Raw genomic sequence first — 25,586 nt, 5'->3', positions numbered from 1 at the left:
AGAGTGCGGGAGCGTCAATGAGCCCGGGACCCTGCACTGTCCACGCCCAGTCGAGCTGTTCGCACCGAGGCGGGGGCGCCGACGCCCTCGTGCTCGCCGGCGGCACTGGCCGGCGCCTGGGCGGCGCCTCGAAGCCCGACGTCGTCGCCCGCGGGGCACGGCTCATCGACCACCTGCTGACCGGCCTGGAGAACCTCCGTGGGCGAGGGGTCATCAATCGCGTCGTCGTCGTCGCCCCATCTGAGGTTGCTCTTCCCGACGGCGTGCTCCGCGCCCTGGAGGATCCGCCCTTGGGGGGACCGGTCGCAGGCATCGGCGCCGGGCTGGCTCGTCTGTCCGAGACGGCGGGCAGGGACGGGCCGGCACCGGTGACCGCGGTGCTCACCTGCGACGCACCCGAGTCGTGGCGCGCGCTGCCCGTGCTCTTGTCGGCCCTGCAGGCAGCCCCCCACGCCCCAGGCGCATGCACCCACGACGGAACGAGTCCCCAGTACCTCCTGGGGGTCTATCGGCGCGAGGAGATCTTGTCGGTCATGGGCCCCGGGTCATTGCGTGACGTCTCGGTGCGCAGCGTCCTGGGCCGCCTGCGCCCCTTAGCGGTGGACCTTGGCGAGCTGGCCCCTGCGGCGCACGATCTCGACACCTGGCCGCAGGTGCACGCCTGGGATCGAGGCTCCGGGCTTGAGGGCTGGGCGCCACGACAGTAACGGTGGGTGACCGGGCGACGGCCGGCGTCACTCGATCATTGATTCCACGGAGGTCGGTAGGTCCGGGCCTTGGTCGCTGAGCCCCGGCCCGATCCGCGACACAGCACCTGCGGTTCTGCGCCCCGCCCTGCCATATCTACCGATCTCGAGGTGCCATATGTCCCGATCTCGAGGTGTCATATCTACCGATCTCGGCGAGGAGGGGGACCCGGCCCACCCCTTGGACGTACTCATCTCGTCCCGGTGAGCCGACTCAGTGGTCGCCGCCGCCGAGCTGCTCCAGCACGTGGGGCACGAGGGGACCGACGACGGCGACGGTGTCCTCGACCCCTCCGCGCGAACCCGGCGCATTGACGATGAGGACACCGTCGGCTTCCCGACTCGTGACGCCCACTAGCGCACGGGACAGTCCGGCCAGAGGCGTGTGCTCCAGACCGTAGGCACGCACCTGGGCCTCAATGCCCTCCAGGCGAGCGGCCAGCAGGGGTCGCGTCGCCTCGGGGGTCAGGTCATGGGGTGTCACACCCGTGCCACCGGTGGTGAGCACCACGCGCGCACCCGCCTCGATCGCCGCCTCGATGGCACGACGTACCGATTCCACGCCATCGGGCACGATCCGGACGGAGTCGACGAGCACACCGTGGTCGGCCAGCAGCCTGACCGCCACCGGCCCCGACCGATCCTCCTTGTCCCCGCGGGCGCATCGATCCGAGACGGTGATGACCGCTCCGGCAACCGGCTCATCCAGCTGACGAAGCCTCGTGCGCACAGCCGGAACGCCGGGCTCGGAGGCAGCGCACGGGGTGCTGTGGACTGGGGTGCTCGGCTTCACATGTACGAGGCTAACCGCCGGACGGTCGATACGAACCAGATTTTAAACACATTCGACTTCCCTAACTCCGGATGCGCCGCCTGCGCTCCGACCTCGAAAGTCGCGTCATTTCAAGGAAATGAGCGGCCGAGCCCTCTACCCGCGACAGTCCATGCATGATAGGTAGATCACATCGTCTGAGACTCGATGGCACGGGCGGACGCCCCACGACTGGGCGCCCGCCAGGACCAGTGACGATCCACGTGCCCGAGCCGTCCCGTCACCGCCCACGCCGGTGACGCACTGCCAACCGTCCGCCCGCATCCGTCGCACCCCGGAGAGCGCTATGAGTCAACTCGACACCACCGGCAGGATCCTGACCGGCTGGAACCCCGAGGACCCGCAGAGCTGGTCCTCAGTCATCGCATGGCGCACGCTGGCCATCACCACCTTCTCTCTCATGCTGGGCTTCACCGTCTGGTTCTTGCCCAGCGCGGTGGCTCCGCGCCTCAACGAGATCGGTTTCGAGCTGACCAAGGCACAGCTGTACTGGCTGACCTCCATGCCCGGGCTGTCCTGCGGCCTCCTCCGGCTGGCTTACATGGTCCTACCCGCCACCATCGGCTCCCGCCGGATGATCGGTTGGTCATCAGTGCTGTTCATCGCGCCGATGCTCGGATGGTTCTTCGCCGTGCAGAACCCCGAGACCCCCTACGGGGTCCTCCTGGCGCTGGCATTCACCTGCGGAATCGGGGCCGCCACGTTCTCGGGGTACATGCCGTCAACCGGCTACTTCTTCCCCAAGCGCCTGGCGGGAACCGCCCTGGGCCTCCAAGGAGGGCTGGGCAACATGGGCATGAGCGTCATCCAGCTCGCGGCCCCCTTCCTCATGAGCGTGAGCCTGTTCGGACTGACCTGGGTCGAGCCCTACCAGGACGGCGCGCCGATGGCGGTCAACGCCACCGTCTTCTTCCTCCCCTGGTCGCTCGTCGCGGCCGTCCTGGCCTTCCGGTTCATCAAGGACGTCCCGGTCAAGGCCAACATCCGCCAGCAGCTGGACATCTTCTCCAATCCCGACACCTGGCTCATGACCATCCTGTACATCATGACCTTCGGCCTGTTCTCAGGATTCGCGGCACAGACTGCCCTCATCATCAACAACAACTTCGGGACCTCCTCCCCGCTGGCCACCCGTTTCGCGGAGTCCGAGCTTCCCATGGGAGCGAGCTACGCCTTCTTGGGAACTCTGATCGGTTCGGTGCTGCGCTTCGCCTGGGGCCCGATGTGCGATCGTTTCGGCGGCGCGATCTGGACCTTCGTCTCGGCCGTCGGAATGGCAAGCACACTGACCTTCTGCGGATGGAAGCTGGCCAGTGCCACCACACCGGGCGACTTCCCGATCTTCATGGTCGGGCTGCTGGGAATGTTCTTCTTCGCCGGAGTCGGCAACGCCGCCACCTTCAAGCAGATGCCGATGATCATGCCCAAGCGCCAGGCGGGAGGAGCTATTGGCTTCACCGCTGCCGTGGCGGCGCTCGGTCCCTTCCTGGTGGGCGTCGCGCTCTCGGCGATCCCCGCACACGCCTTCTTCTACGGGTCAGCAGCCTTCTGCCTCGCCTGCGCAGCGATCTGCTGGGCCCGCTACGCCCGTCCCGGAGCCAAACGTCCCGGCTGACGCCTGCCCCGACCGCCCGGGCGGTGCTGTCCGCCCACCACCACGCCCACCAGCCCCGACACTGTGAAGGACCTTGAGATGAACCGCCCCGATGACTCGCTCGTAGCCGGGCCCGACCAGCAGGTGGAGTCCGCTCCCGGGCTGTTCGCCCTGGGCTCCTACCTGCGAGGCGGCGAGGTCTCCGCCGACGCTCGCCGCCTGTTCCTCCAGGGCGGGCGGGACGCCGACTCCTTCTACCGCCGGCGCTGGAGCCACGACCGGATGGTCCACTCCACGCACGGGGTCAACTGCACCGGGTCGTGCGCCTGGGAGGTCTATGTCTCCGACGACGTCATCACCTGGGAGAAGCAGGTCACCGACTATCCGACAACCGGTCCCGACATGCCGGAGTACGAGCCCCGGGGCTGCCCACGAGGAGCTGCCTTCTCCTGGTACACCTACTCCCCCACACGGATCCGCTACCCCTACGTCCGCTCGGCGCTCCTGGACGCGTTCCGCGCCGCGCGCGAGGACAACAACGGCGACGCCGTGGCCGCCTGGGCGCAGGTCACCGGCGACCCTCAGACCTCGCGGGCCTACAAGTCGGCCCGTGGCAAGGGCGGCATGGTGCGTGTGGGCTGGGACGAGGCCATGGAGATCATCGCCGCGGCCTACGTCCACACCATCCGCACCTGGGGGCCGGACCGCTGCGCCGGCTTCTCGGTCATCCCGGCCATGTCGATGATCTCCTACGGGGCCGGCTCCCGCTTCCACGAGCTGATCGGCGGCACGATGCTGTCCTTCTACGACTGGTACGCGGATCTTCCTCCGGCCTCGCCGCAGGTCTTCGGCGACCAGACGGACGTTCCGGAGGCCGGCGACTGGTACAACGCCCAGTATCTCGTCATGTGGGGCTCCAACCTGCCGCTCACGCGCACCCCGGACGCCCACTTCATGACAGAGGCGCGCTATCACGGGCAGAAGGTCGTGGCGGTCTCCCCCGACTATGCCGAGAACACGAAGTTCGCCGATCAGTGGCTGCGTGTGGCCGCGGGAACCGATGGCGCCCTCGCTCTGGCCATCGGCCACGTCATTCTCAAGGAGTTCCACGTAGGACGGCGAGAGCCGTTCTTCCTCGACTACATGCGGCGCCACACCGACTCGCCCTTCCTCGTCGAGCTGGAGCCATCGGCAAGGGACACCGGCCACGTGCCCGGCCGCTTCGTGACCGCCGAGGACATCGACGGCGTCGCACAGGGCATGCCCAAGAACGCCTTCCGGCCCGTGGTGTGGGACCGTGAGCGCGGGCCCGCCGACCCGGGAGGCACCCTGGCGGACCGCTTCACACCCGAGGGGATGGGGCGTTGGAACCTCCTCATGGACGGCGTCGACCCCGTCATGTCGATCGCGGACCTGGAGGGCCGGGTCGTGGTTGAGCCCACTGAGGTGCTTCTGCCCCGCTTCGACCTGCCGGCCTCGACGACGCCCTCGGGGACGGTGGGCGGCGGAGTGGTGCGTCGTGGCGTGCCGGCCACCCGCCTGCCCGACGGGCGACTGGTCACCACTGTCTACGACCTGCTGCTGGCCAACTACGCCGTGTCCCGCCCCGGCCTGCCCGGACAGTGGCCGGCCGACTATCAGGACGCGAAGGTCCCGGCCACTCCCGCCTGGGCGGCCGAGATCACCGGGGTGGCCGGGCCCGCGATGATCCGGGTGGCCCGGGACTTCGCAGCCAGCGCCATCGAGTCCGGTGGGCGCTGTCAGATCCTCATGGGTGCGGGCATCAACCACTACTACCACGCCGATCAGACCTACCGCACGATCCTGGCGCTGACCTCGATGTGCGCCACCCAGGGCGTCAACGGCGGCGGCTGGGCCCACTACGTGGGCCAGGAGAAGGTGCGCCCTATCGCCGGTTGGCAGCAGTACGCCTTCGCCCTGGACTGGCACCGCCCGGCCCGCCAGATGATCTCCACCGGCTTCTGGTACCTGACGACCGACCAGTGGCGTTATGACGACACACCCGCCGAGCGCCTGGCCTCACCCCTGGGGCCGGGGACCATGGCCGGCAAGACCGTTTCGGACACGATGGTCGAGGCGATGAGGCGCGGCTGGACCCCCTCCTACCCGACCTTCGACCGCAACCCGCTGGTGCTGGGCCAGCAGGCCAAGGAGGCCGGGATGGACGCGCGCGACTATGTCGTCGACCAGCTGGCCAAGGGAGAACTGCGCTTCGCCTGCGAGGACCCCGACGCCCCGGAGAACTTCCCCCGGATCCTGGCCTCGTGGCGCACGAACCTGCTGGGTTCCTCCGCCAAGGGCACCGAGTTCTTCCTGCGGCACATGGTGGGTGCCGACAACGACGTCAATGCCGAGGAGACCCCCGAGGGACGCCGCCCCACGACGATGACATGGCGTCAGGAGGCGGCTCGGGGCAAGCTCGACCTCATGTGGACCGCGGACTTCCGCAACACCTCCACGACCCTGCACTCCGACGTCGTGCTGCCGGCAGCGACCTGGTATGAGAAGTACGACCTGTCCACCACGGACATGCACCCCTTCATCCACTCCTTCAACAAGGCGATCGACCCGCCCTGGGAGGCGCGCAGCGACTTCGAGGTCTTCCAGCAGCTGGCCACCATGGTCAGTCAGTGGGCGCCGACCCACCTGGGCACCCAGACCGATGTCGTGGCCGCACCCCTCAACCACGACACCCCCGATGCCATGACGGTGGCCCATGGGAACGTGTCGAGCCTGCCGGAGGGCTGGATCCCGGGAGTGACGATGCCCAAGCTGGTGCCCGTCGAGAGGGACTACACCCAGATCCGCAACAAGTTCGACGCCCTGGGGCCCCTGGCCGAGGAGGTGGGGCTGCCCTCCAAGGGAATCATGCTGGTGCCGGACAAGGAGATAGGGGCGCTGGCCCGCGCCCATGGCACCGGCCGGGGGGCGGCCGAGGGCCGTCCTCTGGTGGACACTGCGATCCGTGCCGCCGACGGCGTCATGCACATGTCCGGGGCCACCAACGGCCGCGTGGCCACCGAGGGCTGGCGAACCCTGTCGAAGCGCACGGGAACCTCCCTGGCGGAGCTGAGCGCCGAGGAGGCAGGCAAGCTCATCACCTTCGCCGACACGCAGTCCAAGCCGCAGGGTGTCATCACCACGCCGGAGTGGTCCGGCTCGGAGCACGGCGGGCGGCGGTACTCGGCCTTCGTGGTCAACGTGGAGCACGCCAAGCCGTGGCACACCCTGACCGGGCGCATGCACTACTACCTGGACCACGACTGGATGCGCGACATGGGTGAGTCCCTGCCCGTGTTCCGACCACCACTGGACTTCGCCTCCCTGTACGGCGAAGCGGCACCCGGCCAGGTGGGCCGCTCCGAGGCGGGCTCGGTGGAGGTGGCCGTGCGCTACCTGACGGTCCACAACAAGTGGGCCATCCACTCCCAGTACTACGACAACCTGCACATGCTCACTCTGGGCCGTGGCGGGCAGACGGTCTGGATGAGCCCGGCCGACGCCCAGACCATCGGCGTGCGGGACAACGAGTGGATCGAGGCATACAACCGCAATGGGATCGTGGCGGCACGCGCCGTCGTCTCCCACCGCATCCCTCAGGGAGTGGTCTTCATGCACCACGCCCAGGAGCGCACGATGAACACCCCGTTGACCGAGAGCTCCGGGCGCCGGGGAGGCACCCACAACTCATTGACCCGCATCGTGCTCAAGCCGAGCCACTTCGCCGGGGGCTACGCCCAGTTGTCCTACGCCTTCAACTACATCGGCCCCACCGGCAATAACCGCGACGAGGTCACCGTGATCCGCCGTCGCACCAACCAGGAGGTGACGTTCTGATGAGGGTGCTGGCGCAGATCGCGATGGTGATGAACCTGGACAAGTGCATCGGCTGCCACACCTGCTCGGTGACCTGCAAGCAGGCCTGGACCAACCGCGAAGGCACCGAGTACATGTGGTTCAACAATGTCGAGACCCGGCCCGGGGTCGGCTACCCCAAGGCCTGGGAGGACCAGGACCGGTGGCGTGGTGGATGGGAGCGCACCTCCGGGGGCCGCCTGCGGCCGCGCTCAGGCGGACGTTTGCGCAGGCTCGCCCAGATCTTCGCCAACCCGGACCTGCCTGGGGTCGAGGACTACTACGAGCCGTGGACCTACGAGTACGACCGGTTGCTGTCCGCCCCCAGGGACGCCACCGCCCTGCCGGTGGCGCGCGCCAAGAGCCAGCTGACGGGTGAGTACATGCCCACGATCACGTGGGGCCCCAACTGGGACGACGACCTGGGAGGCTCTCCCGAGATCCTGGGCCAGGACCCCGTCGTGGCGGGCATGAGCCAACAGGTCCGCGCTGAGATCGACCAGGCCTTCATGTTCTACCTGCCGCGCATCTGCGAGCACTGCCTCAACCCCACCTGCGTGGCGGCCTGCCCAGCCGGAGCGATGTACAAGCGCACCGAGGACGGGATCGTGCTCGTCGATCAGGACGCCTGCCGCGGCTGGCGCATGTGCGTGTCCGCCTGCCCCTACAAGAAGGTCTACTTCAACCACAGCTCCGGTAAGGCCGAGAAGTGCACGCTGTGCTACCCGCGGCTGGAGGCGGGCGAGCCCACGGTGTGCGCCGAGACCTGCGTGGGGCGCCTGCGCTACCTCGGCGTGCTGCTCTACGACGCCGACCGCGTCTCCCAGGCGGCCGCGGTCGCCGACCCGCGCGACCTGTACGCAGCCCAGCGCGAGATCCTCCTGGACCCACGCGATCCGCAGGTCGTGGCCGCCGCCCGGGCCAACGGAGTCCCGGCCTCATGGATCACCGCGGCCCAGGCCTCCCCGGTGTGGGACCTCATCAGCATCTACGAGGTGGCCCTGCCACTGCACCCCGAGTACCGCACCATGCCGATGGTGTGGTACATCCCGCCGCTGTCCCCCATGGTCGACGCGGCAGCGGCCACCGGCATGGACGGGGAGGACCACCGCGTGCTGCTGACGGCCGTGTCCGAGATGCGCATCCCCCTGGAGTACCTGGCCGGGTTGCTGACCGCCGGGGACACCGACGTCGTCGAACGGGTCCTGCGCCGTCTGGCGGCCATGCGCTCCCACATGCGCGAGGTCAGGCTCGGGCGCCCGGCCGACCCGGCGGTCGCGGCCTCGGTGGGCATGAGTGGTGCGGACCTGGAGTCCATGTACCGGCTCCTGGCGATCGCCAAGTACGACGACCGCTACGTGGTGCCCTCCACCAAGCCGGAAGTCCCTCGGGGCATGGCCGGCCTGGGCAGCGACGTCGAGACCCTCGTGGGCCACGGCGCGCCCGCGGCCTGCCACGACGCGGCCTCCTTCCACGGCCTGCCCGGGCCTGCCGACGGCGCTCCCGTGGTCCTACCCACGCCTGCGTTGCGTCGCGACGCGGTTCCCTCGGCAGGGCCCGCGACGGTCGGGACCGGTCGGCAGGCAGGACGCTGAGATGGTCACCTTCGTCCAGGCACCGCAGGCGCTGGTGCCGGCACGGCAGGTGCCGGTCAGTGCCCGGCAGCGGGCGATCGTGCACATGAGCGCCTCGCTTCTGCTGGACTACCCGGCCGAGGACTCCTTCGCCACTCGCCTTGACGCCGTCGGTGCCGCGCTCGTCGAGCCGGACAGGCCTCCCACGGCGGTGGCGGCCCCGCTGGAGGAGTTCGTGCGGATCGCCCGAGGACGCGGGACCAGGACGATGGCCGAGCACTACGTCGAGACATTCGATCGACGTCGACGTTGCTGCCTCTACCTGACCTATTACGCCGTCGGGGACACCCGCCACCGCGGAGCGGCGCTGCTGGCCTTCAAGCAGGCGTTGGCGGCAGCCGGCTACAAGATGAAGGGTCGGGAACTGCCCGACTACCTGCCGGTGGTCCTCGAGCTGTCGGCACGCAGCGGCGATGAGGTGGCCGACGCGCTGCTGGCCTCCCACCGCGAGGGGATCGAGGTCCTGCGCAGCGCCTTGGCCGATATCGACTCACCGTACAGGCTGCTGGTCGACGCCGTGTCCATGACCCTGCCACGGCTCGATGAGTCCACCGCCCAGCGGGTCCGGGCTCTCGTGGCGGCAGGCCCTCCCACCGAGACGGTCGGCGTCACGACCACACTCCCCTTCCCGACCGCCGCACCGCGGCTCACCGGGGCCTCTCCCCGGGGGACTGCGCCTCCCGCCAGGCGCCCCGACCGTCCGACCACCGCCGCACAGGAGGCACGTCCATGAGTACCTTCGAGCACTACGTCCTGTGGACCGCACTGCCCTACGCCTGCCTCGTTCTGCTGGTTGTCGGGCTGGTGTGGCGCTACCGCACCGACCAGTTCGGCTGGACCAGCCGCTCCTCCCAGTGGAATGAGTCGCGGATCCTGCGCTGGTCCTCGCCCTTGTTCCACGTCGGCTTCCTCATGGTGGCCGCCGGCCACGTCGTGGGTCTGGCGGTCCCGGCGAGCTGGACGCGGGCGGTGGGCATCAGCCAGCACGCCTACCACCTCGCCGCCACGGCAATGGGGTCCTTGGCCGCCGTCATGGTGCTGGTGGGCCTGGCGGGACTGTTGTACCGCCGACTCGTCGTGCGCTCGGTGCGTCTGGCCACGAGCACCAACGACAAGATCATGTACGTCCTGCTGACGGTGCCGGTCCTCCTGGGCGCCTGGGCCACGGTGCTCAACCAGATCCTGACGCCTCACGGATACGATTACCGGCAGACGATCAGCCCCTGGTTCCGCTCGGTGTTCCTCCTATCGCCCCGTCCCGAGCTCATGGCCGAGGTGCCCGTATCCTTCAAGCTGCACATCGTCGCCGGCCTGCTGCTGCTCGCCGTATGGCCCTTCACTCGTCTGGTCCACGCCGTATCGGCCCCGGTGGGCTACGTGACCCGCCCCTACGTGGTGTACCGATCCCGCCCCGGCACCATCGCGGCAACACCGGCGCGGCGCGGCTGGACACCGGTGAGCCTGCAGGGGACTGGGAATCAGGGGCCCGCGGACACTGCCCCTGCCGAGGGGGCCTGATGGCCGTATGCGAGGGCAGCTGCGCCGCCTCCATCAACCCTGAGTGAGGATCCTCATGAGGCCAATCAATCGCGTGGCGATCGCGGCCACCTGTGTCCTGACTGCCGCCTCACTGGGGGCCTGCGGCTCCTCGGACACCGCGGGCGGCACGGCGCAGGCGACACAGTCGGCCGTCTCCGGTGAGGTCACCGTCTTCGCCGCCGCATCCCTGCAAGAAGCCTTCGAGCAGATCGCGGCGGAGGTCATGGCCGACAACCCCGACCTGACCATCACTTTCGACTTCCAGGGCTCCCAGGACCTGGTCTCCTCCCTGGCGGAGGGCGCGAGCGCCGACGTGTTGGCCACCGCCAACAACTCGACCATGTCCGACGCCGTGGCCCAAGACCTCGTCAGCGAGCAGACGGAGTTCGCCACGAACGTGCTCACCCTCATCGTCCCTGAGGGCAACCCCGCCGGGGTGACCGGTCTCGACTCCTCCCTGGAGAGCGCGGACCTGGTCATCTGCGCTCCCGACGTGCCTTGCGGTGCCGCCACTGTCGAGCTCGCCGAGGCGCTGGGCATCAGCCTCAACCCTGTCTCGGAGGAGCAAAAGGTCACCGATGTTCGTGGCAAGGTCGAGTCCGGGGAGGCGGAGGCCGGCATCGTCTACACGACCGATGCGATCGCCGCCGAGGGGGTTGAGCAGATCGAGATCCCCGACGGCGGAGTGGTCAACCACTACCCGATCGCTCTGACGCGCTCCGCTGGGAACCCGACCGCGGCCCAGGTCTTCGTCGACGCGGTCCTGAGCCCCCGAGGGCAGGAGATCCTGGCCTCCTACGGCTTCGGCGCCCCGGCCGCCGAGGGGCAGACGGCAGGCCCCGATGCCGGGGCCACGGCCACGCCTGGCACGGAGGGGACCACGGGGACCGATACCGAGACGGGGGCCGCCAGCCCGGCGAACAGGGACGCCGGTTGAGCGCTGCACCTACCCACCCACCTGCTGTGACCACTTCTCAGGCGGACACCGCCGACCGGCGGGAGGCTGCGGCGCCCGTGCCGCTGCCTCCCGTCGTACTCCTCGCGGCGCTGCTCGGCGCCTGTGCCGTCGTGCTGCCCTTCGTGGGCCTGGGGGTCCGCGTGTCCTGGGCGGATCTGCCCGAGGTGCTTGCCTCCGGTTCCGCCCGGCTCGCCCTGGCCCTGTCTCTGCGGACCTGCCTCGCATCCACCGCCATCGCACTCACCCTGGGAGTGCCCCTGGCCCTCGTGCTGGCGCGCCAGTGGCCGGGTGTGCGCCTGTGCCGGATCCTCATCGTCCTGCCAATGACCATGCCGCCGGTGGTCGCCGGCATCGCCCTGCTTGCGACCCTGGGCAAGCGCGGCCTGCTCGGGGAGCAGCTCAACGCAATGGGGCTGCAGATCTCCTTCAGCACCGCCGCGGTCGTGGTGGCCCAGGTCTACGTCTCCATGCCCTACCTCGTGGTCACCCTCGAGGCAGCCCTGCGCAGCCGCGACGCCCACCCCGAGACCATCGCCCGGACCCTGGGGGCCGGACCATGGACAGTGCTGTCGCGAGTGACCCTACCGCTGGTCGGCCCAGCCCTGGCGCGCGGCACGGCACTGGCGGCGGGCCGCAGCCTCGGGGAGTTCGGGGCGACGATCGCCTTCGCCGGCTCCAAAGAGGGCGTAACGCGCACGGTGCCCCTGGTGATCTATCTGGAACGAGAGGCCGAACCGCGTACCTCCCTGGCCCTGGCGGTCGTGCTCATCGCCCTGTCCTTCCTTGTCGTCGCGGCCACCGCAGTGAACTGGAGAGCCCTGTTCGGCCACCGCCTCGGCGGATTCCGGTCCTCCGGCGAGCGGTCCAGCCTCACGCGGGTCGACGGCGCCGGGTCCTCGACGCCTCGTGGAGCCGGCCACGGGGGCGAGGCGGCTCGTGAGGCGGGCCGGGGTGAGGCGCTGCAGGTGTCCTTCGCCCGCCAGCACCGCGGGATCACAGTGGATCTGTCCGTGGGCGCTGGACGGGTCCTGGCACTGGTGGGACCCAACGGCTCGGGCAAGTCCACGGTCTGCGAGGTGGTCTGCGGGCTGCTGCGGGCGAGCAACGGGCGGGTCCGCCTTGGCGACAGTCTCCTGGACGCCCCGGGTCTCTTCGTGCCTGCGGGCCGTCGCGGGGCGGCCCTGCTGGCTCAGCAGCCCGGTATCTTCACTCATATGTCTGTGTTGGACAACGTCGCTTTCGGGCCGCGCTGCCGGGGGATGTCCCGGTCCGCAGCCCGGCAGCGGGCGCGGTCCGAGCTGGTCGCAGCCGGTGTGGAGCACCTGGCCACCCGGCCGGGCTCGGCCCTGTCCGGCGGTCAGGCGGCGCGGGTCGCGCTGGCCCGCGCACTGGCGGTCCGACCACGGCTCCTCGTCCTGGACGAGCCTTTGGCGGCGTTGGACGTCATGGCCCGTCAGGAGCTGCGGGCACTGATCGCACGGCGCACCGCCGAGGAGGACCTGACAGTGCTCCTGGTCACCCATGACGTCCTGGACGTCACCGCGCTGGCGGATGACGTCGCCGTCCTCGAGGACGGCAAAGTGGTCGAGCGGGGTACCGCGGCCCGGGTCCTGGCCGCGCCCGTGTCCCAGTTCACGGCGAGGTTGAGTGGCGCCTCGGTGCTGATCGGCGTCGTCTCGGACTCCGACGGAGCCGAACCCGTGCTGCGGCTGCCCTCTGGTCGGCTCGTCGTGGGTCGGCCGCCGGACAACACGGACGAGGTTCCCCCGGTCGGTGCCTCCGCCGTCGCCCTCATCCCTCCCGACGCCGTCGGCCTCTATCCGATGGCCTCAGGCGGCAACATAGGCTCACCACGAAACACCTTGCCGGCCCAGGTCCGGGCGTTGGAGCGGGCAGGATCCCTGGTCACGGTGACCGTCGAGCTGGACGATGGTCAGATGCTTCTGGCGACGGTGACCGCAGCGGCCGTCGCCGAGATGAGGATCGAGCCGGGGCAGCAGGTGACCGCCGTGGTCAAGGCGGTCCAGATTCAGATCCTCGCCCGGGGGCGTGCCACGGGCGGTCGCGACAACACGGAGGAGACCCCATGAGCAGCCTCGACGACGGCCAGGCTCTTGACGGCACCGAGTGGCCGTCTCTCGTCGCCGACCACCGACTGCGTCCATTGGGTCCCGACAAAGGACGGTACTCGCGCAACATGCTCGTCCCCGAGGTCGGAGAACTCGGCCAGCGGCGTATTAACGCCGCGCGCGTCGTGCTGGTCGGGGCGGGTGGGCTGGGATCTCCAGTCGCGCTGTACCTGGCCGCCTCGGGGGTCGGCACCCTGGGGATCGTGGACCCGGACACGGTGGCACTGTCGAACCTGCAGCGCCAGGTCATCCACACGGTCCGCTCGGTGGGCCGGATGAAGGTCGACTCCGCGCGCGAGGCCATCACGGCGCTCAACCCCGGTGTGCAGGTCCGTACTCGAGCCGTTGAGCTCGACGCAGACAACGCGGTCCGGATCCTGGAGGGATGGGACCTCGTCGTCGACGCGACCGACAGTGTTCAAGCGCGTTACGTTCTCAACGATGCGACGGCACGGCTAGGTGTGCCACTGGTCCATGGAGCGGTGCAGGGCACAGTCGGTCAGGTCACGGTCTTCGACGCGCGCCGGGGGCCGTGCTACCGCTGCCTGCAGCCCGAGTCGCCCGGCCGCGGCGGTGAGGTTGAGGACGAGCCTGTCGGGGTGCTGGGGGTGGCGCCGGGAGTGATCGGTGTACTGCAGGCCACCGAAGCCCTTAAGCTCATTGTCGGTGGGGGCCGTCCACTCATCGGACAACTGCTTGTCATCGAGGCGTGGCAGGGGAGGTTCCGACGGATTGAGCTGCGGCGGCGCCCGGGCTGTCCCGTCTGCTCCCGCTCCGGCACCCGGGCGCAGGCCGATTAGCCGCATGAGGTGGAGGGGGCCGACCAGCCCCTAGGAGTCCTGGAAGAAGCGGGCCGGAGTCCTTAGGCTGAAGGGGCACCACACGCCGCGCCTGTAGGGAGGCACCCGCATGACCACGACCACTACTGCGATTCCCGCGACCATGCGCGGGGTCATCATGCACGCGCCGGGAGAGGTGAGCGTCGAGGACCGGGAGGTCCCCCGCGTCATCGACCCCACTGACGCCGTCCTCAAGGTCGAGGCCGCCTGCATCTGCGGCTCGGACCTGTGGCCCTACCGGGGCGTCCAGCCGGTTGAGGAGCGGCCGATGGGGCACGAGTACGTCGGCACGGTCGTCGAGGTCGGCTCGGCGGTCACCGGGGTCAAGATCGGCGACTTCGTCGTCGGCTCCTTCTGCATCTCGGACAACACCTGCGAGATCTGCGCCTCGGGCTTCCAGTCGCGCTGTGTCAACGGCGGTTTCATGGGCGATACCCAGGCCCAGTACACGCGGGTCCCCCAGGCCGACGGCACCCTCGTCGTCGTGCCCGGGGGCAAGCCCGAGGACCCGGGGATCATCGCCTCCCTCCTGGCCGCCTCCGACGTCCTGGGCACCGGTTGGTTCGGGGCCGTGGCGGCCCAGGCCGGCCCGGGCAAGACGATCGCCGTCGTCGGCGACGGCGCGGTCGGCCTGTCCGCAGTCCTGGCCGCCAAGGCGCTGGGCGCCGAGCGGGTCATCGCCTTCTCCCGCCACGCGGACCGGGCGGCCCTGGCCCGTGAGTTCGGCGCGGACGTCGTCATCGCCGAGCGGGGCGAGGACGGTGCCGCCCAGGTCAAGGAGCTGACGGGCGGGCTGGGCGCGCACGGGGTCGTCGAGGCGGTGGGCAACCAGCTGTCGATGGACCAGGCGATCGCCTCGTGCCGCCCCGGTGGTCACGTCGGCTTCGTCGGGGTCTCCCACGGGGTCAGCCTGGACGGGCAGTCCCTGTTCTTCTCCGAGATCAACCTTCTGGGAGGGCCTGCGCCCGTGCGCCGTTTCCTGCCCGACCTCATCGACCGGATCCTGGCCGGGCAGATCAACCCCGGCAAGGTCTTCACCATGCGCCTGCCGCTGGAGGAGGCCGCCGAGGGCTACCGGGCGATGGACGAGCGGCGCGCCATCAAGGTCCTCCTGGAACCCTGAGGCGGCGCCGGGGCCGGGTGATGGTGGGCCACAGTGACACTTTCGCCCGCTCCGACCGTCCTGTTGCTCCGCACCAGCCCGCTTGACGGACGCCACCCGGGCGCGCTGCGGTCCGCACTGACAGGCTCGGCCACCGGCGAGGCCGGCCCACCCTCGGCGATGCGGACGAACCACCTGCCCACTGCACCGTTACCCTCGTTCCATGAGCACCTCGTCCGCCTCCTCGAGCACCACGGAGCGCCGCTGGCGCGACGACCTGCACCTGGCGCACACGATCGCCGACCAGGTCGACCCGCTCACCCAGGCGCACTTCGACGCACAGGACTTCGAGGTCGAGGCCAAGCCCGACCTGACACCGGTGACCGTTGCCGATCGCGAGGCTGAGCGGCAGATCCGCGATTACCTCTCGCGGGCCCGCACCCGCGACTCGGTGCTGGGCGAGGAGTTCGGGACGACCGGCCACTCCCCCCGCCAGTGGGTCATTGACCCGATCGACGGGACGAAGAACTTCGTGCGCGGGGTGCCGGTGTGGGCCACGCTCATCGCGCTGGTCGAGGACGGCGAGGTGGTCGTCGGCCTGGTCTCCGCCCCGGCCCTGGGCAAACGCTGGTGGGCGGTCAAGGGCGGAGGGGCCTGGTCGGGCAGGTCGCTGGCCTCGGCCCGCCGGCTGCACGTGTCAAGCGTGGCGATCCTCGAGGACGCCTCCCTGTCCTACGCCTCGTTGTCGGGGTGGGCCGAGGCGCGGCGCCTGCGCGGCATGCTGTCCCTCATGCAGGCGTGCTGGCGCACGCGCGCCTACGGCGACTTCTGGTCCTACATGCTGTTGGCCGAGGGCGCGGTCGACCTCGCCGTCGAGCCTGAGCTCGAGCTCTACGACATGGCCGCCCTGGTCCCCATTGTCACCGAGGCGGGAGGCCGGTTCACCTCACTGGCCGGCGAACCGGGCCCCTGGGGAGGAAACGCCGCGGCCACCAACGGCCTGCTCCACGAGGCGGTCCTGGCCAGCCTGGGCCAGGAGACCGACTGACGGCCGCACCACCTGGGCCAGGAAGGCGTTGGCCTCGGCCTGACGCTCGTAGGACCGTGGGTCGGCGGTGCAGGTGGGACACCAGTGCCCGGCTCCCCACAGTGCGTCGTCAGCCTCGCCCAGGGCGATGCGGGCCAGGAGCCGGGCCGAGTCGAGGTCGGAGACCCACTCCATGACCTCACCCAGGGGCTGGTGGGTGAAGATCGGGTCGCGCGTCTCCAGCAGCCCGGGGTGGAGGATCCCGGTCTGGCGCAGCCAGGTCCACCGCGGCAGCCCGGCGTCCACGAGCATCCGCTCGGCGACCACCTTGGAGGCGGCATAGGCGTCGCCGTCGGTCAGGTCGCCGCGCACGACCCGCAGGTTGGGCATGTCGGTGAACTGGGCCAGGACGGCGTCGTCGCGTTTGCCGGGCAGGGCGAGGGCCAGGACGGTCAGTCGGTCGTCGAGCTCGCGCATGACGCGCAGAGCGGCCCTCCCCCAGGCGCCGGTGGCGCCCGTGAGCAGGACACGACGGCGTGACCGGCCGGACACCGCTCGTCCGGTCCCGGGCAGTGTGCGAGGCCACGCGGTGGAGCTCATGGCACCAGGGTAGGCGCGGGCTCCCGGGGTCACCGCCGGTGGCCGGCGGCGGGTGAGACCAGCGCAACGCACCGCGCGCGAGCCACCGGGGACGGCGCACGGTAGCCTGCCTCCTGCCCCGCACCTTCTCACTGGGAGAACCATGAACTGGCTGCACGCCATCATCCTCGGCATCGTCGAGGGCATCACCGAGTTCCTGCCGGTGTCCTCCACCGGTCACCTCAACATCGTCGAGAAGATGCTCGGTTACGACATCGACTCGGTGGGTATGACGGCCTTCACCGCGGTCATCCAGATCGGCGCCATCCTCGCGGCGGTCGTCTACTTCTGGAGCGACATCGTGCGGATCGTGCGGGCGTGGGTGACGGGGCTGGCCCGCAAGGAGGAGCGGTCCAACCCCGACTATGTGCTTGGCTGGGGGATCATCCTGGGCTCTCTGCCGGTGGCGATCCTCGGGCTGGCCCTCAAGGACTTCATCGAGGTGACCGCCCGGTCCTTGTGGATCATCGCCGGTGCGCTCATCGTGTGGAGCGCGGTCATGTGGCTGGCCGACCGGCGGACGAACCTGAGCAAGGACATGAGTCAGGTCTCCCTCAAGGACGCCTTGATCATCGGCGGCTTCCAGGCGCTGGCGCCGATCTTCCCCGGCATCTCCCGCTCGGGCGCGACGATCTCGGCGGGCCTGTTCCTGGGCTTCGACCGGGTGACGGCCACGCGTCTGTCCTTCTTCATGGGCATTCCCGCGCTCATCGCCGCCGGGCTGCTTGAGGCGATCACGGCGGCCGACCACATCACGGCCACCGTGGGCTGGACGGCGACGCTGATCGCCACGGTGACCTCGGGTGTGGTGGCCTACGCGACGATCGCCTGGCTGCTGCGCTTCGTGTCGTCGAACAAGTTCACCGGCTTCCTCATCTACCGCGTCATCCTCGGCGTGGTCATCATCGGGCTCCTCATCACGGGCACCGTGGCCGCCTGACGACGGCGCTGCCCGGAGCGTGCGCAGCACACTCACCCCACCCCCTCCCTCCCGCGAGATCGGGACTTATGACACCTCAAGATCGCCGCGTCCGGCACATGGGCGGGCCCACAGGGCCGGGGTCGAGCCTGCGACTTCGACCCACACGGTCCGACGCTAACCAGTGGCCTCGCGGGCGGTGCTGGAGGACCTGCCCGGTGTGGCCGGTCACCATCGGTTGCATCCACAGGTGGTCGTGCTCGGCCTACACAGCCCAGTGCCCCCTGAATCGCGGACTTCTCCGCTGCATCCCCGGTTCGACGTACACTTCCCGGTATGACGTTCCAATCCGCGCAGTCCCTGATGGAGGCGCTCCAGAGCCTGGAGTTCGACGAGGCGTTACGCCATGGCGACCCCCGATTCGTCGACACCCAGGAGGCGCGCGGCTCGGAGCAGACCCGGCAACGCCTGGCGCGAAAACTCGGGTGGAAGCCGGAGACCGACGCGTTCTTCCCACCGTCCACCAAGCACATGCTGTTCTTTGGCCACATCGGTAGCGGCAAAACCACCGAATTGAGGCAGTACCTGGATCACTTCGCCGAGTCCGGCCACTACCTGCCGGTCGAGGTCAACGTCCTCACGCTACTCGACAGCAACAACCTCGCCTACAGCGAGGTACTGATGGCCATGGCGGAGCAGCTGCTCCGCGTGCTCGACGAGCAGCGCGTCAACCTACCGAAGGCATCGCTTGACGCTATCCGCGACTGGTTCGCGACGAGCACGCGAGTCATGGAGATCATCACCGAAGCAGGGGTGGGCGTTGAGGCGGGAGTCGAGCTCGGCGGCGGCCTCCCCGGGTTACTGAAGCTCTTCACGCGGCTGACCTCCTCCTTCAAGACCGGAGCCTCGACCAAGGACGAGATGCGCCTCGAGATCCGCAACCGGTTCACCCAACTCGCCGATGCGTTCAACTCCCTCATCGGGAGCGCTGAGCAGGCCATGAAGGGATGCCGGGTCGTGTTCCTCATCGACGGCACAGACAAGTTGCGGGGCGAGGACACCGACCGCTTCTTCATCTACGATGCCGAGCAGTTGCTGGCCATCAAGACACTGGCGATCTACACCGCCCCGTTGCACCTCAAGTACGACGGCAGGATCGGCGGCAGACTCGATGCCGACCTGGTGCTGCCGATGATTAAGTTGTATGAGCGCACCGGTGCCCGCTGCGAGGCTGGGTGGGCCGCCATGGGCGACATCCTGCTGCGGCGGGCTGACCGGCGGCTGTTCGAGTCCGACGACGTGATCCGGCTGCTCATTGAGCACTCGGGCGGTCATCCGCGCGAGCTGCTGCACCTGCTCCGCCTCTGCTGCGAACTTGCCCCGGGCGAGGTGATTGACGAAGCCACGGCCCGGTCCGCCATCGTCCACCTCGCGGCCGACTACCGCCGCTGGCTTACCCCGGAGGACTACACCCTGCTCTGCGAGATCGATCGTGCTCCCGAACATGGCGGGAACGACGAACGAGCCCAGCGGCTGCTACACCGCTTGGCGCTCATGGAGTACAACGATGGGAGTTGGCGACGCAGTCACCCGGTCGTGCGCATCCTGGAAGGCTACCTCGGGGCTGCTGCTCAATGACTCCAGGTGCAGCATCCGGCGCCGAGTTGGGCCGGCTCACGCGTGCGGTCGGACACGGGCCGACATTTCAGATTCTGGTCGTGGAGGCCGTCTCCGACGAGGCGCGCAGGACGGCGCGGGAAGCCATCGACGGGGCGGCCGCAGAGCGGGGCCTGCACGTCGCCGAGGTGCGCTGGGACCCTGCCGCGGACGCGGAGGATCTAGAACAGATGATTGTCGCCGCAGCCAAGGTCTCCGATGTGATCCACCTGTCCGGTGCCCCGGAGTGGTTGACTCCCAAGCGCTGGCAAGGACTGAACATTCGACGGGAGCGCCTGGCCGACAGCGCCCGCGCCCGCCTTGTCTGGTGGCTCCACCCAGAGGGCGTGGCTGCGATGGCAGACCAGGCCCCGGATCTGTGGGCCTGGCGAAGTGGGGTCTATTCCTTCCTCGATGCCGGAACACGTGTTACCACCTCGCTGGCAAGATTTGATTCGCCCTACGAGACAGCCCAGGTCAACCGGGCGGACCCAGGGCCGCGCCGCGAGAGGATCCGCCAGATCCGTTCCTGGCTTGAGGCCGACCCAGACCCCGAGTTGATCTACGAGGTGGCACAGGAGTGGGGCGACTTGGCACTGAGCCTGGGCGAGTTCGACGAGGCCTGCCACGCCTACCGGGATGTCGCCCTGCCTGCAGCTCGGTTGCATCACTCAGCGCGGGAGGTACTCGCCGTTGAGCGGGAATTGGCAGCAGTAGCCAAGGAGGCTGGCGACTTCGGACGGGAGATCGATATTCTTGAGGACGTTGTGAAGGAGGCGGAGCGACGCCTCGGCTCCAACCACCCCAGCACCCTGACCTCCCGCAACAACCTCGCAGGCGCCTACGAGTCCGCAGGCCGCCTGGACGAAGCCATCACCCTGTTCGAGCAGACCCTCACCGACCGCACACGCATCCTCGGCTCCAACCACCCCAGCACCCTGGACTCCCGCAACCACCTTGCAGGCGCCTACGAGTCCGCAGGCCGCCTCAACGAGGCCATCACCCTGTACGAGCAGACCCTCACCGACCGCACACGCATCCTCGGACCCAACCACCCCAGCACCCTGACCTCCCGCAACAACCTCGCCTACGCCTACCAGTCCGCAGGCCGCCTCAACGAAGCCATCGACCTGTGCGAGCAGAACCTCACCGACGCCCTGCGCATCCTCAGCCCCAACCACCCCCACACCGCCTTGTTCCGTAGCAACCTGGTGGCCGCCTACCGGGCGGTGGGCAGGGAGGATGATGCCGCAGCCCTGGAACAGGACGGCCCGCCGTCCACGGACGACGAGCCGGAGGGCGGTGACGGCTCCGACTGACCGGGCCGATCAGCGCAGGCGCCCACCGACCGGCGCTCCGGTGGGGGTGGAGTGGAACAGCAGGCCCGCACGAGGAACTCGGCCCATTCGTGTCGCACCCTTGTGAGAAGGTGCGTCCATGCGGATCCTGCACACCTCCGACTGGCACCTGGGGCGGACCTTCCACGGCCGCGTCCTGGACGAGGCGCAGGCCGCCGTCGCCGACCACCTCGTCGATCTTGCCCGCAGCGAGTCGGTCGATGCTGTCGTCATCTCCGGGGACGTCTACGACCGCGCCATCCCGCCCACCGACTCCGTGCGGCTCCTCGATGACACGCTGCGCCGTCTGAGCGACCGCACCCGGGTCATCCTGACCCCCGGCAACCACGACTCCGCCCAGCGACTGGGCTTCGGGTCTTCCCTCCTGCGCGAATCACTGACGATCCGCGCCCGCATCGCCGAGGTGGACAGCGCCGTCGTCATCCCCGACTCCGAGGGCTCAGCGGGCCTGTACATCTACGCCCTGCCCTATCTCGACCCCGACGCCGCCCGCCACGCCCTGCCTCCTCTCCTGTCCGACAGGCTCGGGGAGGCCCCGGACCGTCGGACCCCGACGGCATCAGACGACGGCGAAGGACCAAGCCCCAACAGCACTGACACGGACGCCGCCCCCGGCTCCGGCACCGAGCCCACCCGCCTCCTGGCCCGCAGCCATGAGGCCGTCGTGTCCGGGGCGCTGCGCCTCATCGCCAAGGACCTGGCCGGCCGCCGTGCGGGCGCCTCCACCCGCGTGCCCGCCCTCGTCATGTCCCACGCCTTCGTCGTGGGCGGGCAGACCAGCCCCGACTCCGAACGGGACATCCGCGTCGGCGGCGTCGACTCAGTGCCCGCCGGCGCCTTCACCACCCTGGGCGGCTCCCCGCTGGCCACAGCCTCCGGCGGGATCGACTACGTCGCCCTCGGTCACCTCCACCGCCCCCAAGAGCTGCGCGTCCCCACGGTCGCGCACGCCCCCGCCCCGCCCCGGCTCGTCTACTCCGGCAGCCCCCTGCCCCTGTCCTTCCCCGAGGCACAGACCCCCAAGTCCACCGTCATCCTGGAGGTCGGCGCCGACGGCGTCACCGGCCTGGAGCGCGTCGCGGCACCCCGCCCCTACCGGGCCACCACCCTGCGCGGCACCCTCGAGGAGCTGCTCGGCCCGACCCACGCCGAGCACACCGACCACTGGGTGCGCATCGAGCTGACCGGCCCCATGCCCCCCGACGCCATGGCCCGCCTCAAGGAGCGCTTCCCCGACCTGTTGGCCTTCAGCCACATTCCGCCCGAACGCCCCGAGAGAGAGTCCCTCACCATCACCCGCACCTCCGACCCCCTCGAGATCACCGACCGCTTCCTCACCCAGATGCTCGGCCGCCCGCCCGCCGGCGCCGAGCAACGCGTCGTCGCCGCTGCCTACGACGCTGCGCGCGCCGGGCAGACGGGGGAGCACTGATGCGCCTGCACCGCCTGACCATGACCGGGATCGGCCCCTACGCCGGCACCGAGACCATCGACTTCGACCGCTTCGCCGGCTCGGGCCGCTTCCTGCTCACCGGCCCCACCGGTGCCGGCAAGACCACCATCATCGACGCCATCGTCTTCGCCCTCTACGGGGAGGTCGCCGACTCCGCCGGCTCCTCCCGCCACCGCATCCGCTCCACCCTGGTGGACGGCACGACCCACAGCGAGGTCGACCTCGTCCTGTCCACCTCGGCCGGCGTCTACAGGATCCTGCGCTCACCGGAGTACCAGCGGCCCAAGCGCCGCGGCACCGGCACGACCCGTCAGAACGCCACCGTCAAGCTGTGGCGGCTCTCAGCCCCCGACGGCGAGCCCCTCGACGAGCCAGTCACCCGCCTCGATGAGGCCGGCGCCGACATCCGCAGGGCCATCGGTCTGTCCCGCGAACAGCTGACGCAGACCGTCGTCCTGCCCCAAGGCAAGTTCGCCCAGTTCCTGCGCGCCACCTCCGAGGAGCGTCACGCCCTCCTGCGGGACGTCTTCGGCACCGGCGTCTTCGACGCCATCCAGGCCGAGCTCGCCGAGAGACGGCGCCGGGCCCAGAACTCCACCGAGGAAGCCCGCCAGGTGCTGCGCGCCCGCGCCGACATCCTCGCCCCGCTCCTGCCCCACCCCACCCCCACCACCGACGCCCCCGCCGACGCCGGTGCGCACGACCCCACCGCCGACGCCCCGGCCGACGGTGGTGCTCCCTCCCCCGCCGAAGGGCTCACCACCCTGGTCGAGGCGGCGCGGCCCGACGTCGAGGCCATCGCCGAGATCGGCGCCCACGCGCTGGACGCCGCCCGGCGGGAGGCAGCCCCGGTCGAGGAGGCACTCACCGCAGCCGACGCCCGGCGCCAGGCGGCAGCCACCGCCTTGGCCGAGCAGACCTCCCTGGAGGATCGTCTGGCGCGCCGATCCCGTCTGCTGGAGGAGCAGGCCCGGCTCGAGACGCGCGCCGAGGAGGACGCCGCCCAAGCCACCCGCCTCGACCGCGCCAGGCGAGCCGCACCCGTCTGCCCAGCACTGGCCGCGGAACACCGCTCAACCAAGGCTGCCCTCACAGCGCTGGCCACCGCTGAGGCACGGCTGGAATCGGCAGATGGCCTTCCCGGGGATCTGCGCGCCGCAGGCTGCGAGGCCTCCCGTGGCCTGACCGCGCTGCTCAGCGGCCAGGAGCCCACACAGAGCCCCACACCTCCCAGTGCCGGCCAAGCTAGCACTGGGAGCACCGTCCCGAACACGCCGCTCGGCCCGGCCGCCGAGGACCCCACTGCGCACCCATCCCACCCAGACTCCGACGTCACCACGCACAGTACACCGCTCCTGACCGCCGCCCAGCGCACCGTTGAGGCTCTGAGCGCGGGTGCACAGGAGCTGCGCACCGAGGCCGGCGCCCTGTCCCCTGTGGTGGCGACCGAGATGGGGCTGTCCTCTCGAGCCGACCAGCTGGAGACAGCACGCACGGACCTGTCCGCGCAAGACGAGGCGTGCCGGCAGGAGGCCAAGACTCTAGAGGAACGACCGGCCCTGCACGCCGAGCTCACCGGTCGCCTCGCACAGGCCCGGAGCGCACAGGCCCGGCTCCCCGAACTCCGGGTGAGCCGTGACGCCGCTACCGCGCGCCTGGACGCCGCCCGGCGCGCCAAGGCACTTGAGCCACAGATCGCATCCTCCCACCAGGCCGTCACCACAGCGGCACAGGCCGCGACACGAGCCGGGGACGAGGTGATCCGGCGGCGCCGTGCCTGGATCGCCGCCACCGCCGGCACCATCGTCACCGAACTCGTTGAGGGACAGCCCTGCCCCGTGTGCGGGTCCACCGAGCACCCGGCCCCCGCCTCCCCCGACGCCGACGCCGTCAGCCGCGCCGACGTCGAAGCAGCCGAAGCGGAGCAGCAGCGTCACGACACCGCCTTGGCCGCCCGGCGCCAGGAGCACGACGCCCTCGTCGCCGAGCACGATGCCGCGCTCCAGGCCTGCGACGGCCGTCCCTCCACCGAACTCGCCACGGCCCTGGACGCCATCCAGGACGCTCTCAGCACCGCTGAACGGACCGCCGAGCCCGCCGCCGCCCTGGAGGCGCAGATCGAGGACTTCACCCGCGTCAGCCAGGACCTGCGCAACCGGCACGACGAGCACCGCACCCGGCTCGCCGAGGGGCGCACGCGTCTGGAGGCCCAGGAACAGGCCCTGGCGACAGACCGCGAACGCTGCCTCGCGGCGCGCTGCGGCCACGACTCCGTGGCCGCACGCCGCCAAGCCCTCACCGACACCGCTGGCGTGCACGAGGAGGCGGCAGGGCTGCTGACCCACGCCGTGTCTGCTGCCCGCACCGCCCTTGACAGTCGAGCGGACCTGGCCCGGACACTCGAACAGGCCGGCTTCGACTCACCCGCCGAGGCGCAGGCCGCCGCCCTCACCGAGGCCGGGCTCGCCTCCCTCCAGGAACAGGTCGACGCCGCCGCGGCGGCACGGGCGCGCGTCCACCACGCCCTGAGCCAGGACGAAACCATCTCCTCACTGACCGGCACCGAGACCGCCGACGTGGAGGGAGCCCGCCGGGCCCAGGCGGAGGCCGAAGCCGCCTACACCACTGCCCTAGAGCGCCGCGAGCGCAGCCGCGCCGCGATCGCCCACCTCGAGCGGGCCGTGACCGCCGTCGACGAGGCCGCCTCCGCGCTGGAGACCTCCATCGCGGAGGCCGGCGCCCTGCTGGAGGTCGCCGCCCTGGCCGAAGGCCGCAACAACGCCTCAACGCCCCTGGCCACCTGGGTGCTCCTCGAACGCTTCACCGAAGTCCTCGCCTTCGCCAACGCCCGCCTGGCACACATGTCCTCCGGGCGGTACGAGCTCATCCACGTCGACAACGAGTCCGGCTCGGCGCGCCGCAAAGACCGGGGCCTGGGGCTGGCCGTCGTCGACCGCTTCCACGCACCCGGGGCACGCGACCCCCGGACACTGTCGGGCGGAGAGACCTTCTACGTCTCGCTCGCCCTCGCCCTGGCCCTGGCCGACGTCGTCACCGCCGAGTCCGGCGGCGTGTCCATGGAGACCCTCTTCATCGACGAGGGCTTCGGCTCCCTGGACCCCGAGACGCTCCAAGCCGTCCTGGCCGAGCTCGACCACCTCCAGGCCGGTGGACGCACCGTCGGCATCGTCTCCCATGTCGAGGAGCTGCGGCGCCAGATCCCCGATCGCATCGAGGTCACCCGCACGCCCACCGGCTCCACGCTCAGCGTCACGGCACCCTGAA

18 protein-coding genes are annotated in these 25,586 nt (G+C 70.1%); 16 read left to right on the top strand and 2 right to left on the bottom strand.

Features of this window, described 5'->3' with window-relative positions; genetic code table 11:
- Positions 1 to 17: 17 nt before the first annotated feature.
- The gene (locus Q4C85_RS00790) at positions 18 to 707 is read left to right on the top strand and encodes a molybdenum cofactor guanylyltransferase (RefSeq protein ID WP_303138603.1); all 690 of its coding nucleotides are present in this window, start codon (positions 18 to 20) and stop codon (positions 705 to 707) included.
- 253 nt (positions 708 to 960) lie between these two features.
- Here the strand turns inward: Q4C85_RS00790 and Q4C85_RS00785 are convergent, their stop codons facing one another.
- On the bottom strand, positions 961 to 1,476 hold the full coding sequence (locus Q4C85_RS00785; protein ID WP_303138600.1) for a molybdenum cofactor biosynthesis protein B: 516 nt from the start codon (positions 1,474 to 1,476) through the stop codon (positions 961 to 963).
- A 388-nt stretch (positions 1,477 to 1,864) separates the two neighbouring features.
- Here Q4C85_RS00785 and Q4C85_RS00780 point away from each other — a divergent pair, with 388 nt between their 5' ends.
- From Q4C85_RS00780 to hisN, 10 genes are all read left to right on the top strand, one after another.
- Positions 1,865 to 3,193, top strand: a complete 1,329-nt coding sequence (locus Q4C85_RS00780) for an MFS transporter (protein ID WP_303138597.1) — start codon at positions 1,865 to 1,867, stop codon at positions 3,191 to 3,193.
- Between the two features lie 78 nt (positions 3,194 to 3,271).
- Positions 3,272 to 7,030, top strand: a complete 3,759-nt coding sequence (locus Q4C85_RS00775) for a nitrate reductase subunit alpha (RefSeq protein ID WP_303138595.1) — start codon at positions 3,272 to 3,274, stop codon at positions 7,028 to 7,030.
- A complete protein-coding gene (gene narH / locus Q4C85_RS00770; protein WP_303138593.1) occupies positions 7,030 to 8,643 on the top strand; it encodes a nitrate reductase subunit beta in 1,614 nt (537 codons plus the stop codon). The genes Q4C85_RS00775 and narH overlap by 1 nt, the downstream gene beginning before the upstream one ends.
- A 1-nt stretch (position 8,644) precedes the next feature.
- Positions 8,645 to 9,415 (top strand): nitrate reductase molybdenum cofactor assembly chaperone, encoded by a 771-nt coding sequence (narJ, locus tag Q4C85_RS00765; protein WP_303138591.1) that lies wholly within the window; start codon positions 8,645 to 8,647, stop codon positions 9,413 to 9,415.
- On the top strand, positions 9,412 to 10,200 hold the full coding sequence (gene narI / locus Q4C85_RS00760; protein WP_303138589.1) for a respiratory nitrate reductase subunit gamma: 789 nt from the start codon (positions 9,412 to 9,414) through the stop codon (positions 10,198 to 10,200). Before narJ ends, narI begins: the two co-directional genes overlap by 4 nt.
- 55 nt (positions 10,201 to 10,255) lie before the next feature.
- Positions 10,256 to 11,158, top strand: a complete 903-nt coding sequence (modA, locus tag Q4C85_RS00755; RefSeq protein WP_303138586.1) for a molybdate ABC transporter substrate-binding protein — start codon at positions 10,256 to 10,258, stop codon at positions 11,156 to 11,158.
- Positions 11,159 to 11,184: 26 nt separating this feature from the next.
- Positions 11,185 to 13,269 (top strand): ATP-binding cassette domain-containing protein, encoded by a 2,085-nt coding sequence (locus Q4C85_RS00750; protein WP_303138584.1) that lies wholly within the window; start codon positions 11,185 to 11,187, stop codon positions 13,267 to 13,269.
- Positions 13,266 to 14,108: a ThiF family adenylyltransferase gene (locus Q4C85_RS00745; protein ID WP_303138581.1), complete on the top strand. Its 843-nt coding sequence runs from the start codon at positions 13,266 to 13,268 to the stop codon at positions 14,106 to 14,108. Before Q4C85_RS00750 ends, Q4C85_RS00745 begins: the two co-directional genes overlap by 4 nt.
- A 109-nt stretch (positions 14,109 to 14,217) precedes the next feature.
- The gene (locus tag Q4C85_RS00740; RefSeq protein ID WP_303138578.1) at positions 14,218 to 15,270 is read left to right on the top strand and encodes a zinc-dependent alcohol dehydrogenase family protein; all 1,053 of its coding nucleotides are present in this window, start codon (positions 14,218 to 14,220) and stop codon (positions 15,268 to 15,270) included.
- A 202-nt stretch (positions 15,271 to 15,472) separates the two neighbouring features.
- Positions 15,473 to 16,297: a histidinol-phosphatase gene (gene hisN / locus Q4C85_RS00735; RefSeq protein ID WP_303138575.1), complete on the top strand. Its 825-nt coding sequence runs from the start codon at positions 15,473 to 15,475 to the stop codon at positions 16,295 to 16,297.
- Here hisN and Q4C85_RS00730 read toward each other — a convergent pair.
- Complete coding sequence (locus Q4C85_RS00730; RefSeq protein WP_303138572.1) at positions 16,196 to 16,876, bottom strand: hypothetical protein; 681 nt, start codon at positions 16,874 to 16,876, stop codon at positions 16,196 to 16,198. The two genes, hisN and Q4C85_RS00730, sit on opposite strands and share 102 nt — an antisense overlap.
- A 142-nt stretch (positions 16,877 to 17,018) precedes the next feature.
- Between Q4C85_RS00730 and Q4C85_RS00725 the strand changes: the two genes are divergently transcribed.
- From Q4C85_RS00725 to Q4C85_RS00705, 5 genes are all read left to right on the top strand, one after another.
- Complete coding sequence (locus Q4C85_RS00725; RefSeq protein ID WP_303138570.1) at positions 17,019 to 17,855, top strand: undecaprenyl-diphosphate phosphatase; 837 nt, start codon at positions 17,019 to 17,021, stop codon at positions 17,853 to 17,855.
- 315 nt (positions 17,856 to 18,170) lie between these two features.
- The gene (locus tag Q4C85_RS00720; protein ID WP_303138567.1) at positions 18,171 to 19,472 is read left to right on the top strand and encodes a hypothetical protein; all 1,302 of its coding nucleotides are present in this window, start codon (positions 18,171 to 18,173) and stop codon (positions 19,470 to 19,472) included.
- Between the two features lie 80 nt (positions 19,473 to 19,552).
- Positions 19,553 to 20,809 (top strand): tetratricopeptide repeat protein, encoded by a 1,257-nt coding sequence (locus tag Q4C85_RS00715; protein WP_303138564.1) that lies wholly within the window; start codon positions 19,553 to 19,555, stop codon positions 20,807 to 20,809.
- Positions 20,810 to 20,927: 118 nt separating this feature from the next.
- Positions 20,928 to 22,280, top strand: coding sequence for an exonuclease SbcCD subunit D (locus tag Q4C85_RS00710; protein WP_303138561.1), 1,353 nt, complete (start codon positions 20,928 to 20,930; stop codon positions 22,278 to 22,280).
- Positions 22,280 to 25,585 (top strand): SMC family ATPase, encoded by a 3,306-nt coding sequence (locus Q4C85_RS00705; protein WP_303138558.1) that lies wholly within the window; start codon positions 22,280 to 22,282, stop codon positions 25,583 to 25,585. Before Q4C85_RS00710 ends, Q4C85_RS00705 begins: the two co-directional genes overlap by 1 nt.
- Position 25,586: the final 1 nt, after the last annotated feature.

The sequence above is a fragment of the Actinomyces sp. genome (assembly GCF_030524025.1).
Classification (GTDB): domain Bacteria; phylum Actinomycetota; class Actinomycetes; order Actinomycetales; family Actinomycetaceae; genus Actinomyces.
The sequence above is the reverse complement of the archived record's forward strand: the minus strand, read 5'-3'. Positions and strand labels throughout refer to the sequence as shown.

Bases quoted from the DNA above. Each gene is read 5' to 3' on its own strand.
- Q4C85_RS00780 (WP_303138597.1), top strand. From the start codon at position 1,865: ATGAGTCAACTCGACACCACCGGCAGGATCCTGACCGGCTGGAACCCC.
- Q4C85_RS00705 (WP_303138558.1), top strand. From the start codon at position 22,280: ATGCGCCTGCACCGCCTGACCATGACCGGGATCGGCCCCTACGCCGGC.
- Q4C85_RS00710 (WP_303138561.1), top strand. From the start codon at position 20,928: ATGCGGATCCTGCACACCTCCGACTGGCACCTGGGGCGGACCTTCCAC.
- narI (WP_303138589.1), top strand. From the start codon at position 9,412: ATGAGTACCTTCGAGCACTACGTCCTGTGGACCGCACTGCCCTACGCC.
- modA (WP_303138586.1), top strand. From the start codon at position 10,256: ATGAGGCCAATCAATCGCGTGGCGATCGCGGCCACCTGTGTCCTGACT.
- Q4C85_RS00740 (WP_303138578.1), top strand. From the start codon at position 14,218: ATGACCACGACCACTACTGCGATTCCCGCGACCATGCGCGGGGTCATC.
- Q4C85_RS00730 (WP_303138572.1), bottom strand. From the start codon at position 16,876: ATGAGCTCCACCGCGTGGCCTCGCACACTGCCCGGGACCGGACGAGCG.
- Q4C85_RS00720 (WP_303138567.1), top strand. From the start codon at position 18,171: ATGACGTTCCAATCCGCGCAGTCCCTGATGGAGGCGCTCCAGAGCCTG.
- narH (WP_303138593.1), top strand. From the start codon at position 7,030: ATGAGGGTGCTGGCGCAGATCGCGATGGTGATGAACCTGGACAAGTGC.
- Q4C85_RS00775 (WP_303138595.1), top strand. From the start codon at position 3,272: ATGAACCGCCCCGATGACTCGCTCGTAGCCGGGCCCGACCAGCAGGTG.
- Q4C85_RS00745 (WP_303138581.1), top strand. From the start codon at position 13,266: ATGAGCAGCCTCGACGACGGCCAGGCTCTTGACGGCACCGAGTGGCCG.
- Q4C85_RS00725 (WP_303138570.1), top strand. From the start codon at position 17,019: ATGAACTGGCTGCACGCCATCATCCTCGGCATCGTCGAGGGCATCACC.
- Q4C85_RS00790 (WP_303138603.1), top strand. From the start codon at position 18: ATGAGCCCGGGACCCTGCACTGTCCACGCCCAGTCGAGCTGTTCGCAC.
- hisN (WP_303138575.1), top strand. From the start codon at position 15,473: ATGAGCACCTCGTCCGCCTCCTCGAGCACCACGGAGCGCCGCTGGCGC.
- narJ (WP_303138591.1), top strand. From the start codon at position 8,645: ATGGTCACCTTCGTCCAGGCACCGCAGGCGCTGGTGCCGGCACGGCAG.